The 12,228-nt window shown below is 51.4% G+C and carries 11 protein-coding genes; 9 read left to right on the top strand and 2 right to left on the bottom strand.

Annotated elements, in window-relative coordinates:
• Positions 1–30: 30 nt before the first annotated feature.
• The 4 genes from hisH to I2H39_RS14100 all read left to right on the top strand — a co-directional run bounded on the left by hisH (position 31) and on the right by I2H39_RS14100 (position 3,390).
• Positions 31–636, top strand: coding sequence for an imidazole glycerol phosphate synthase subunit HisH (gene hisH, locus I2H39_RS14115; protein ID WP_195626753.1), 606 nt, complete (start codon positions 31–33; stop codon positions 634–636).
• Positions 637–710: 74 nt separating this feature from the next.
• Complete coding sequence (gene hisF, locus I2H39_RS14110; protein WP_195626752.1) at positions 711–1,472, top strand: imidazole glycerol phosphate synthase subunit HisF; 762 nt, start codon at positions 711–713, stop codon at positions 1,470–1,472.
• Between the two features lie 272 nt (positions 1,473–1,744).
• Complete coding sequence (locus tag I2H39_RS14105; protein WP_138311760.1) at positions 1,745–2,419, top strand: uracil-DNA glycosylase; 675 nt, start codon at positions 1,745–1,747, stop codon at positions 2,417–2,419.
• Positions 2,420–2,547: 128 nt separating this feature from the next.
• Positions 2,548–3,390, top strand: coding sequence for an undecaprenyl-diphosphate phosphatase (locus tag I2H39_RS14100; RefSeq protein ID WP_138311757.1), 843 nt, complete (start codon positions 2,548–2,550; stop codon positions 3,388–3,390).
• A gap of 180 nt (positions 3,391–3,570) precedes the next feature.
• On the opposite strand, the gene I2H39_RS14095 is transcribed toward I2H39_RS14100, so the two are convergent.
• Positions 3,571–4,602: a 3-deoxy-7-phosphoheptulonate synthase gene (locus tag I2H39_RS14095; protein ID WP_138311758.1), complete on the bottom strand. Its 1,032-nt coding sequence runs from the start codon at positions 4,600–4,602 to the stop codon at positions 3,571–3,573.
• 174 nt (positions 4,603–4,776) lie between these two features.
• Between I2H39_RS14095 and I2H39_RS14090 the strand changes: the two genes are divergently transcribed.
• From I2H39_RS14090 to I2H39_RS14080, 3 genes are all read left to right on the top strand, one after another.
• Positions 4,777–5,709, top strand: coding sequence for a DMT family transporter (locus I2H39_RS14090; RefSeq protein ID WP_195626751.1), 933 nt, complete (start codon positions 4,777–4,779; stop codon positions 5,707–5,709).
• A 538-nt stretch (positions 5,710–6,247) separates the two neighbouring features.
• Positions 6,248–7,474, top strand: a complete 1,227-nt coding sequence (gene tyrS / locus I2H39_RS14085) for a tyrosine--tRNA ligase (protein ID WP_138311009.1) — start codon at positions 6,248–6,250, stop codon at positions 7,472–7,474.
• A gap of 75 nt (positions 7,475–7,549) precedes the next feature.
• Entirely contained in the window at positions 7,550–8,296 is a 747-nt protein-coding gene (locus I2H39_RS14080) for a hypothetical protein (RefSeq protein ID WP_138311008.1), read from the top strand.
• Positions 8,297–8,485: 189 nt separating this feature from the next.
• Here the strand turns inward: I2H39_RS14080 and I2H39_RS14075 are convergent, their stop codons facing one another.
• Complete coding sequence (locus I2H39_RS14075; protein ID WP_138311007.1) at positions 8,486–9,052, bottom strand: manganese efflux pump MntP family protein; 567 nt, start codon at positions 9,050–9,052, stop codon at positions 8,486–8,488.
• A 341-nt stretch (positions 9,053–9,393) separates the two neighbouring features.
• Between I2H39_RS14075 and I2H39_RS14070 the strand changes: the two genes are divergently transcribed.
• Positions 9,394–10,764: an MATE family efflux transporter gene (locus I2H39_RS14070; RefSeq protein ID WP_138311006.1), complete on the top strand. Its 1,371-nt coding sequence runs from the start codon at positions 9,394–9,396 to the stop codon at positions 10,762–10,764.
• 46 nt (positions 10,765–10,810) lie between these two features.
• A complete protein-coding gene (locus I2H39_RS14065; protein ID WP_138311005.1) occupies positions 10,811–12,223 on the top strand; it encodes an MBOAT family O-acyltransferase in 1,413 nt (470 codons plus the stop codon).
• Positions 12,224–12,228 lie beyond the last annotated feature (5 nt).

Raw genomic sequence — 12,228 nt, 5'->3', positions numbered from 1 at the left:
ATATTAAATCATAGGAACGAGGTCGAATATATGATTGCTATCATTGATTATGACGCAGGAAACCTGCGCAGTGTGGAAAAAGCCCTGTTATCACTGGGGGAAACGCCTGTCATAACCAGGGACAGGAAGACAATACTGGAAGCGGACAAGGTTATCCTGCCCGGAGTAGGTTCGTTCGGCGATGCAATGGGAAAGCTGGAGCAGTATGGTCTGTCGGATGTGATTCGTGAGACAGTGGACCAGGGAACCCCGTTTTTAGGAATCTGCCTTGGACTGCAGCTTTTGTTTGCAGGCAGCGATGAGAGTCCCGGGGCCGCGGGGCTGGGGATTCTTCCGGGAACAATATATAAGATACCGGAGCATCCCGGGCTCAAGATTCCCCATATGGGCTGGAACTCACTGGACATAAGGCCGGGGGCAAAACTGTTTAAAGGGATTGATAACGGAGCCTATGTTTACTTTGTACATTCCTATTACCTGAAAGCAGGGGACGAATCCATTGTGGCGGCTTCCGCAGAGTACAGCACCCGGATACACGCTTCAGTGGAGCAGGGAAATGTGTTTGCCTGTCAGTTCCATCCGGAGAAAAGCGGGGAAGTGGGACTTGCCATTCTTAAGAATTTTATGGGACTGTGAAGGTCCTGCGGTGTCCGGGGAAGGAGTGCCGGGACAGCGCCAAGCCAAATAAAACAGGAGACAGGAGAGGCGATATGTTTACCAAAAGAATCATACCATGCCTGGACGTGAACAATGGCCGTGTGGTAAAGGGCGTGAATTTTGTGAACCTGCGGGATGCCGGGGACCCGGTGGAGATAGCTGCGGCTTATGATAAGGCAGGGGCAGACGAACTGGTATTTCTGGATATCACGGCATCCTCAGACAACCGCCGTACCGTGGTGGATATGGTGCGCAAGGTGGCAGAGACTGTTTTTATTCCGTTTACCGTGGGAGGCGGCATACGCACCGTGGAAGATTTCCGCATGCTTCTCAGAGAGGGAGCGGATAAGATATCCATCAATTCCTCAGCCATTGACAATCCCCGCCTTATCAGTGATGCAGCGGATAAATTCGGCCGTCAATGCGTGGTGGTAGCCATAGACGCCAGGCGCAGGGAGGACGGAAAGGGCTGGAATATCTACAAACACGGCGGACGTGTGGATGTGGGGACAGATGCCCTTAAGTGGGCCATGGAGGCAGAGCGCCTGGGAGCGGGAGAGATACTGCTCACCAGCATGGACTGCGACGGAACCAAGAACGGATATGACAATGAACTGACCTCCCTCATTGCTTCCCATGTATCCGTGCCGGTCATTGCTTCGGGAGGCGCCGGGAATAAGGAACATTTCTATGATGCATTGACTAAAGGCAGCGCAGACGCCGCACTGGCGGCATCCCTGTTTCATTATAAGGAACTGGAGATACGGGAACTTAAGGAGTACCTGGCGGGGAGAGGGATTGCAGTCAGGATGTAGCCGGTGCTTTTAATTGGTTTCTTCCCGGTACACGCGGATAAGAACAATGGAAGAAAAAATAGTCACTTCATCCTTAGTGGCTATTTTTTAATTGGTTTATTCATGTTAGCGCTTTTGCGCCCAATAACCCGAATCCTTTTACCCGGCCTTTTCGGTCTGCTGTCCCGGCCTCTTTCTTAAATTATTTTGTCGATATCCGTTGTTTCCTGCGGTTTCCTATGCTAAAATATGAAAATGTGAATTATATGGTGAAAGAAAAGGAGAAGCAGGATATGGCCGCGATTACCAATGACTGGCTGGGGCCTTTGAGCAGTGAATTTAAGAAGCCCTATTATAAAGAATTGTATAAGACAGTAAAGCATGAATATGAGACCAGAAGGGTGTTTCCCGAACCGGATGATATCTTTAATGCATTTGCATTTACACCGCTGGCAGACGTGAAGGTAGTGATACTGGGACAGGACCCTTACCACAATTACGGCCAGGCCCATGGCCTGTGTTTTTCGGTGAAGCCGGATGTGGATATTCCTCCCTCCCTGGTGAACATCTATCAGGAGCTTCACGACGATTTAGGGTGTTATATACCGAATAACGGTTATCTGAAGAAATGGGCTGACCAGGGCGTTATGCTGTTAAATACAGTGCTTACGGTGAGGGCGCACCAGGCCAATTCCCACCGGGATATCGGATGGGAGAAATTTACGGATGCAGCCATAGGCATTCTCAACCAGCAGGACAGGCCCATGGTGTTTATTTTATGGGGGCGTCCTGCCCAGACGAAGAAGGCAATGCTTAATAATCCCAGGCATCTGATTCTGGAGGCGCCCCATCCAAGTCCGCTGTCAGCGTCCAGGGGATTTTTCGGGAGCAGGCCCTTCAGCAAGACCAATGCATTTTTGACAGAGCATGGCCTTATGCCTGTTGACTGGCAGATTGAGAATATATAAAACAGGTATAGGGTTTAGTAAGAATACATAAAATGTACAGCAGGCAGGAGCTTGTGCGGCCGGAGGGCAGCAGGGCAGGGACCCTTAGGGTGCCGGGAAATGGAGCCTGTCTGCGGTAAGGAGAGCTTATGAGTTTAGTTGAAGTGTTAAAAATCATTGTACTGGGCATTGTGGAAGGATTTACGGAGTGGCTTCCCATCAGCAGCACGGGCCACATGATTCTGGTGGATGAAATCATCCGCCTGAACCAGCCGGACGCGTTTAAGGATGTGTTCCTGGTAGTGATTCAGCTGGGTGCCATCCTGGCTGTGGTAGTCATGTTTTTTCATAAGCTGAATCCCTTTAGCCCAAGTAAAAGCAGCCGTCAGAAGGACGCCACATGGGCCCTGTGGATTAAAATTATCATTGCCTGTATTCCGGCAGCCATCCTGGGGCTTTTGCTGGATGACTGGATGGAGGCCCACCTGTTCAATGCCTATGTGGTGGCAGCGGCCCTGATTGTATACGGCGTACTTTTTATCGTGCTTGAGAACAGCAGCGTGTGTTCAAATCCCAGATTCAACAAGGTGGGACAGATTTCAGCCAAGACAGCGTTCCTCATCGGCATGGTGCAGCTGCTGGCTCTGATTCCGGGAACCTCCCGTTCCGGCTCTACCATTCTGGGCGCCATGGTCCTGGGCTGTTCCAGGGCTGCCGCTGCAGAGTTTTCATTTTTCCTGGGAATCCCGGTTATGTTTGGGGCCAGCCTGTTAAAAATCGTGAAGTATTTCCTGGCAGGAAATGTTTTCACAGGCCCGCAGATATTCTACACCATACTGGGAATGCTGATTGCCTTTGTGGTTTCCATTTATTCCATCCAGTTCCTTATGAGCTATGTACGCAAGCATGATTTTAAGTTCTTTGGATACTACAGAATCATTCTGGGTGTGATTGTACTGGCGTATTTCGGTATTACGGCCCTGGCCAGCTAGGAACCAACGATATTCCTCAGCTGAAAGCAGCAGAATCAAATCAGAGTCAAATCAGAAGCAGAATAGGAATCAAATCAGAATAAGGATTTTCAGAATAAAAAGGGCCTGCCATGCAGAGGGAGATTTCTGCATGCAGAGCCCTGTTTATGTGTTTAGAATGTTACGCGGCCCATGACTTTCTTAGTCCAGGTTATCCGCAATTTCATACAACAGCCGTTGTGTATCATCCCATCCAAGACAGGGGTCGGTGATGGATTTGCCATAGCAGTGTTCACCGATTTTCTGGCTGCCGGGTTCGATGTAGCTTTCAATCATAAGGCCCTTTACCAGGTTCTTTATATCCCCGGAATGACGGCGGCTGTGGAGCACTTCCTTGGCAATACGAATCTGTTCCTGATACTGCTTGTTGGAGTTGGCATGGTTTGTGTCCACGATGCAGGCCGGATTCTGCAGCCCGCGCTTGTTATACAGGTCAAATAAAAGCTTTAAATCCTCATAGTGGTAGTTGGGGTTGCACTGGCCCCTCTTGTTCACAGCACCACGCAGGATGGTGTGGGTCAGAGGATTGCCTGGGCACTGTACTTCAAAGCCGCGGAAGATGAAGTCGTGGGGAAGCTGTGCAGCCACCACGGAATTCAGCATAACAGTCAGGTCGCCGCTGGTGGGGTTCTTCATGCCGACCGGCACGTCGCAGCCGCTGGCTACCAGACGGTGGAACTGGTTTTCCACGGAACGGGCGCCTACTGCCACATAGGACATCATGTCGGAGAGATAGTTCATGTTTTCCGGATAGAGCATTTCGTCGGCAGTGGAAAAACCTGTCTCCCGCAGCACCCTCATGTGCATATGGCGGATGGCCAGTATACCCTCGAACATATCGGGCCGCTTCTCCGGGTCCGGCTGATGAATCATTCCCATATATCCCTCGCCGGTGGTCCTGGGCTTGTTGGTGTAGACCCGTGGAATGATGATTAGCTTGTCCTTTGTCTTTTCCTGGATTTTCACAAGGCGTCCGGCGTAATCACATACAGATTCCTCGTTGTCAGCAGAACAGGGACCGATGATGACAACGAACTTGTCGCTCTCACCGGTAAATACCTTTTTTATTTCCTCGTCCCGCGCATGCTTGATTTCTGCCAGCTCAGGAGCCAGCGGGAACTGTTCCCGGATTTCTGCCGGTGTAGGCAGTTTATTGATGAATGTGAATCCCATTTCTTCGTCCTCCCATTATGTAAACACTGGGCTGCGGTGTAAGATGCATTTCAATGCTTCATTATAGTATAGAAAACCGGATTCGTAAATAGTGAATCCCACGAAAATATTGACAATAAGGCATTTTCCAAGTATAAATAGATACATGATTGGTGCAGGAGATTAATGTGTGAGATGAAGAATGACAAGAGACAGACCGCAGGAACCATAATGGCACTGGTGGGAGGAACCTGCTGGGGATTTTCAGGCTGCTGCGGGCAGTATTTATTTGAGCAAAAGGGAATCGAGGCCCCGTGGCTGGTGGCTGTCAGGCTGTTTTTTGCAGGCATCATACTGGTGCTGGCCGGGTTTAAGCTTCACGGCAGGGAAAACCTGAGGGTGTTCCAAAAGAGAAGGGATACCGTCCATTTGCTGGCTTTTGCCATTTTCGGCATTACCTTCTGCCAGTTTACATATTTTATGGCCATCCAGGCGTCCAATGCAGGAACGGCAACCGTGCTGCAGTACCTGTCGCCTATCCTGATTCTGGCCGTGGTGTGCATGCGGGAGCTGCGCCTTCCCAAGGGGCTGGAGCTGGCAGCCATCGCACTGTCCCTGCTGGGCACCTTTGTCATCGGCACCCACGGGGATATACACTCCTTTCACATCACAGGGGAAGCCCTGTTCTGGGGCCTGCTGGCAGCTGTCAGCTCCATGATTTACACCATTATACCGGGCGGACTTATCCTGAAGTATGATATATATCAGGTGCTGGGATTCGGCATGTTCTTTGGCGGGATTGCCATGGGAGCCGTGGTGCGTCCCTGGAATTACGCGGTTGCCTGGGATGCGGGCACCGCAGGAGCCCTGGCGGGCGTGGTGGTGGTCGGCACTGCCGTTGCATTCGGCCTGTATCTTCAGGGGGTCAGCATGATTGGACCTTTAAAGGGCAGCATTATGGGAAGCGTGGAGCCGGTGTCCGCTGTCATTATATCCGTATTCTGGCTGGGAACCCGCTTTACACTGCCTGATTTTCTGGGCTTTGCCCTGATTCTGGGAGCCGTATTCGTACTTACCTTTGCCCACCGTCCGGAGGGGAAAACAGCAGAGGACGGGATTGACTCTTGACAAAACAGGAGAGTCTGTCTATAATGGTCATAATTTCATGAATTGGCTACGACGGGAACAAGTAGTAGCCTGCAGGAACAGACAGAAAGCAGCCGGGGGATGAGAGGCGCATGTGATGCAGGCCATGAATACATCCCTGAGCTTCGCACCCAACGGCGCTGCTGCAGACAACAGGCCCAGTAGGCTGCGACGGGTCCTGCATCCGTTATCGTGCTAGAGTATATGAGAGTGTGGATTCAGCGGGATGCCGGCGCAGGGAAGAGGCAAGGCGGTTCCCATGTGTGATTCCGGCTTTCACCAGTACTCGAAGAGGCAGGCAGCGCGAGCTGTCTGTGAACATCAGGTGGTAACACGGGGCTTGCGGGCTTCGTCCTTTTGGAAAAGGGCGGGGCTTTTTTTAGTTCACAAAGGGAACTCCGGGCCCGCGGCGCCCTGGCGCCCCCCCTGCCTTTCCTGTATAAAAAACGTAAGAATCAAGCCCTTGCATGAAAGCAGAAGTATGGTAAAATAAATAAAGTAAGAAGAGGAGAGAAACACCATGCAGATTTACGAAGAACTGGTTGCCAGAGGCCTCATTGCCCAGGTGACCAACGAAGAAGAAATTAAGAAAATGGTCAACGAGGGAAAGGCCGTGTTCTATATCGGCTTCGACCCCACAGCCGACAGCCTCCATGTAGGACACTTCATGGCCCTTTGTCTGATGAAGCGCCTTCAGATGGCAGGCAACAAGCCCATTGCCCTGATTGGCGGAGGCACAGGCATGATTGGCGACCCGTCCGGACGTTCTGACATGCGTACCATGATGACTCCTGAAATCATCCAGCATAACTGTGACTGCTTTAAGAAGCAGATGAGCCGTTTCATCGATTTTTCAGAGGGAAAGGCCATGATGGTAAACAATGCAGAGTGGCTCATGGGCCTTAACTATATTGAGTTCCTCAGGGAAGTGGGACCGCATTTCTCCGTCAACAACATGCTGAGGGCTGAGTGCTACAAGCAGAGGATGGAGAAGGGCTTAAGTTTCCTTGAGTTCAACTACATGATTATGCAGAGCTATGACTTTTATGAGCTGTTTAAGCGGTACGGCTGCAACATGCAGTTTGGCGGTGATGACCAGTGGAGCAATATGCTGGGCGGAACCGAACTGATACGCCGTAAGCTGGGCAAGGACGCCCATGCCATGACCATCACCCTGCTTCTTAACTCCGAGGGCAAGAAGATGGGCAAGACACAGTCCGGCGCAGTATGGCTGGACCCTGAAAAGACATCACCCTTTGATTTTTACCAGTACTGGAGAAACGTGGGGGACGGGGATGTGCTTAAGTGCCTCCGCATGCTTACCTTCCTTCCTCTGGAGCAGATTGACGAGATGGATAAGTGGGAAGGCAGCCAGCTGAACCAGGCCAAGGAGATACTGGCATTTGAGCTAACAAAGCTGGTGCACGGCGAGGAAGAGGCTGCCAGGGCGCAGGAAGGCGCCAGGGCCTTATTTGCAGCAGGCGCAAGCACTGAGAACATGCCCACCTTCCAGCTTTCCGAAGAGGATTTTACAGAAGGAACCATTGATATCTTAAGCATCCTTAACAAGTCAGGACTGGCGGCATCCCGTTCAGAGGCCAGAAGGAATGTGGAACAGGGCGGTGTTTCCGTGGACGGAACCCCTGTGAAGGATATCAAGGCTTCCTATGCCAGGGACCAGTTTGCCGGTGATGGCGTGGTGGTAAAGCGCGGCAAGAAGAACTTCAAGAAGATTGTTTTAAAATAAGGGTTGACGGATGCACCGGGAATTCACCCTGGATGTCATCATGAGTAGTCCAAAGGTTTGAGAGGAGGGTACCGGATGAGACGGTATGGTTCTGTTAAGCGGTTAGGCGCGCTGGTCCTGGCGGCAGTGCTCAGTGTGTCGGCTGCATTTGTCTCAGAGGCAGCAGCTTCATTTAAGGCTGAGGTGCCTGTTACCCTGCATTTGGATGTTAACAGCAGAAGGACCACGATTTACGATGGATATTCTTCCTACCTGCTGGGGTACAGGGTATCGGAATACGATACGTTCACAGTTACAAAGGACAAAAGTGATGTGGACCTGAATGAAGTGACACTGAATTATTATCTTGTCACCTATAGGGGCGAGACCCAGAAGTATCTGGAGTGTACGGTGTACGGCTTGAAGGAAGGGACCCATTACCCTGTAATCCGGCCGGAGACGGTTGAAAAAGAGCAGTCCGTTGAAGGGGATTACAATTATCTGGACCAATGTTACATGGTAGAGTTCAGTTATCAGGACAAAAAGGAAAGCCGGTATTTCATGCTGCTGCCCGAGGAGGACATGGGCAACTACCGCAACATCCTGCTGGGCAAGTGGAGCAAGGACGTGCGCGGCTGGAGATACCTGTACCAGGATGAGTACCTTACATCCTGGGCCATGATTAACGACAAGTGGTATTTTTTCAGCACGGACGGCTACATGAAGACCGGCTGGCTGGAATACAAAGGCCAGTGGTATTATCTGGACCCTGAAAACGGAGTGATGCAGACAAACCGCACCATTGACGGTTACCAGCTGGACAGCAGCGGTGTCAGAATCTGAGGCGGCTGAAGCTTGGAGACCAGGGACGGATTGCAGGACAGGAAAAGATAAAATAAAAGACGGTGGGGCAGCGTATTCTGAGAGGACGCTGCCCCACCGCCTTTATGGGAAAATGGCGGCGCTGTGCGGGCCGGCAATACAGTATGAGGAGAACGCCCTGGAATGGACGGCCGGGTTCTTATGTACGGCTTACCGGAACAAAATCCCCAGGTGCTCCAACAGAATCTTGAATCCCATGAGGATGAGGATGGAGCCGCCTGCCAGCTCTGCCTTGGATTTATAGCGGCATCCAAAGGCGTTGCCTGCCTTTACGCCTGCCAGGGACAGAAGGAAGGTGACGCTGCCGATAAAGGACACGGCAGGGAGGATATCAACATTCAGGAAGGCAAAGGTTACGCCGACAGCCAGGGCATCAATGCTGGTGGCAATGGCCAGAAGCACCATGTTTTTCACATCCAGGTCCGCATTAGGACATTCCTCCTCCTTGCTGAAGGATTCCTTTACCATGTTGGCGCCGATTACAGCCAGCAGGATGAAGGCTACCCAGTGGTCGTAAGCACGTATGGCCAGGCTGAAGCTGGAGCCCAGGAAATACCCGAAAAGGGGCATGGCGGCCTGGAACCCGCCGAAGTACAGACCCACTAAAAGGGCGCCCTTCCAGTTCATTTTAGGCATGGCCAGGCCCTTACAGACAGATACGGCAAAGGCGTCCATGGACAGACCCACAGCGATAACGAACAGTTCAGTTAATGACATAATGATTCCTCCCTGGTGATGTTTTAATATATGGATTGCGGTATAAAAAAAGACCCACCTACAGCCTGAGAAGGCTGTAGATAAGTCTCATTGTTTCAAATAAAGCCAGATAGAAACTATCAGTATGTTGACCTTATTACATGCCCGGCAGGGCGGGGCATGCCAATTACTCCCTTATCACTTGCTCCATTTTAATGGACGGGCATGGAATTGTCAAGAAAATTCGAAGGTTTTCCCGGCCTTTTAACCCATTGTAAAAAACACGGCCCTGTGATATAACTGATAAGAACGTATGCCATGGATTGGCAGAAAGAATGAATGACACAGGGAGTTAGCAGAAGATGAAAAAGTCCTATGAGATTGATATGACAAGCGGCCCGCTTCTGGGCAAAATCCTTTTATTTTCCATTCCATTGATGCTGTCAGGCATACTGCAGCTGCTGTTCAATGCAGCGGATATCATTGTGGTGGGCCGCTTTGCCGGCAGCGGGGCGCTGGCGGCAGTGGGCTCCACCTCTTCGCTCATCAACCTATTAATTAATGTATTCGTGGGACTCTCAGTTGGTGTCAATGTGCTGGTGGCCCGTTATTACGGGGCGCAGAGTGACAAGGATGTCAGCGAGACTGTCCATACGGCGGTGACCACCAGCATTGTGAGCGGCCTTATCCTGGTGGTGCTGGGAATCCTTCTGGCAAATCCGCTGCTGCGCCTTATGGGGACGCCTGAGGATGTGCTGGCCCAGTCAGTCCTTTACATGAGAATATATTTCCTGGGAATGCCGGTACTTATGGTCTATAATTTCGGCGCAGCCATTCTGAGGGCCATCGGGGATACCAGAAGGCCCCTGTATTTTCTCTTTGCCTCCGGCGTGGTAAATGTGTGCCTGAACCTGTTCTTTGTGATTGTGCTGGGGATGGGCGTGGACGGAGTTGCCTGGGCCACGGTTATATCGGAACATATCTCCGCATTTCTGGTCCTGAAGAGCCTGATGGGCGCTCCGGGTGCCCTGAAGCTGGATTTAAAGCAGCTGCGGATTCATCCCAAAAAACTGAAGCGAATCGTGAAAATCGGACTTCCGGCAGGTATGCAGGGAGCTATATTTTCCATTTCCAATGTTCTGATTCAGTCCTCTGTCAACTCCTTTGGCTCCATTGCCATGGCGGGAAACACGGCCTCATCCAACATTGAGGGCTTTGTCTATACGGCCATGAATGCGGTATACCAGACCAATCTGAGCTTTACCAGCCAGAATCTGGGCGGCAGGAAATACAGCAGGATTAATAAAATCATGTACATATGCCTGGGGGTGGTGACGGCTGTAGGCGTAGTCCTGGGACTGGCCGCAGTGGCCGCCGGAAACGGTCTTCTGCATATTTATTCCTCAGATTCCGAGGTGCTGCACTACGGGATGCTGAGGCTGGAAATTATCTGCAGCACCTATTTCCTGTGCGGCATTATGGACTGTATGGTGGGAAGCCTGAGAGGGCTGGGATATTCCATTATCCCCATGTTTGTATCCCTTACAGGCGCGTGCGGTTTCAGGGTGCTGTGGGTCTTTACTGTGTTTGCCGCCTACCGTTCCCTGGATGTGCTGTACCTGTCCTATCCTGTTTCCTGGGCCATTACAGCCCTTGCCCATATGGTTACATTCCATAAGATACGGCGCAAGATTCCAAGGCAGGACGCTGTTCCTGTGCAGCCTGCGCCTTAGTTATAAATAATTGACAAACTTTGATAGAAAGGGAATTTTCCTCAATATGCTGTTCAGTTCACTTACGTTTGTTTGGTTTTTCCTTCCGGCCCTGGCCCTGATATACTACATCTCGCCGGGGAGAAAATTTAAGAATGGGGTTCTGCTCATAGCCAGCCTTATTTTTTACAGCTGGGGCGAACCACGGTATGTGGTCCTGGTGATTCTGTCCATTCTGCTCAACTATGGGTTGGGCCTTGCCCTGGATGGCTGCGGGGAAAAGAGGGGGCTTAAAAAGGCTGTATTTGTCCTGGGTATTCTGGTTAACCTGGGGCTTCTGGGGTACTTTAAATACTTCAACTTTTTCCTGGAACTGGCCATGACGGTCCTTGGGCGCGAGGGCTTTGCGCCAAGGGATATTGCGCTGCCCATCGGCATTTCCTTTTATACCTTCCAGTCCATTTCCTATCTGGCGGACACCTTCCGGGGGGAGAATCCCGCCCAGAGAAATGTGTTTCGCCTGGCCCTGTACATCTCCCTGTTCCCACAGATTCTGTCCGGTCCCATTGTAAAGTATCATGAGCTGGAGCCCCAGATAAGGGAGCGGCAGGAGAGCCTGTCCATGCATGCCTACGGCATCAAGCGCTTTGTGTACGGCTTGGTGAAGAAAATGGTGTTTGCCAACATGTTCGGCCAGGTGGTGGACCGGATGTTTGACCTGCCCTTGGAACAGCTGGGCACGGCCACGGTATGGCTGGCCGTGATACTGTACAGTTTCCAGATTTACTATGATTTTTCCGGGTATTCAGACATGGCCATCGGCCTGGGAAGGATGTTCGGCTTTACCTACAGGGAGAACTTTAATTATCCGTATCTGTCGGCCTCTGTCAGCGAGTTCTGGAGGCGTTGGCATATCTCCCTTTCCACCTGGTTCAGGCAGTATCTGTACATACCCCTGGGGGGAAACCGAAGAGGACTAAAACGTACCTGCGTGAATCTCTTCCTGGTATTCCTGGCAACGGGACTGTGGCACGGAGCCAGCATGAATTTCATATGCTGGGGCGTATATTACGGCATTCTCATTGTGGCGGAACGGCTGTGGATTGGCAGAATTTTAGAAAAAAATCCCCTGAAATTCCTGAATCATCTGTACACTCTGGGAGCTGTGGCAGTGGGCTGGATGCTGTTTCGGGTGGATACCCTGCACAATGGCAGGATACTGCTAAAAGCAATGCTGATTCCAAGCAAAGGCCTGTGGAATCCGCGGATTTTTGCGGATAACCGCATCCTGTTCCTGCTGGTGCTGGCAGTGGTATTCTGCGGGCCTGTCCAGCAGCTGGCGCCCCGTCTTAAGGAGCGGCTGTTTGACGAGGAGAACATAACAGCGGGGGATGCGGCCGTTATGGCGGTGCTGTTGCTGCTGGGAACCCTTCTCATGGTCAGCAGTACCTATCAGGCGTTTATTTACTTCAGATTTTAGTCCAT

Origin of the sequence: Clostridium sp. 1001283B150225_161107_B6, assembly GCF_015556325.1 — a bacterium.
Taxonomy (GTDB): Bacteria; Bacillota; Clostridia; order Lachnospirales; family Lachnospiraceae; genus Enterocloster.
The sequence above is the reverse complement of the archived record's forward strand: the minus strand, read 5'-3'. Positions and strand labels throughout refer to the sequence as shown.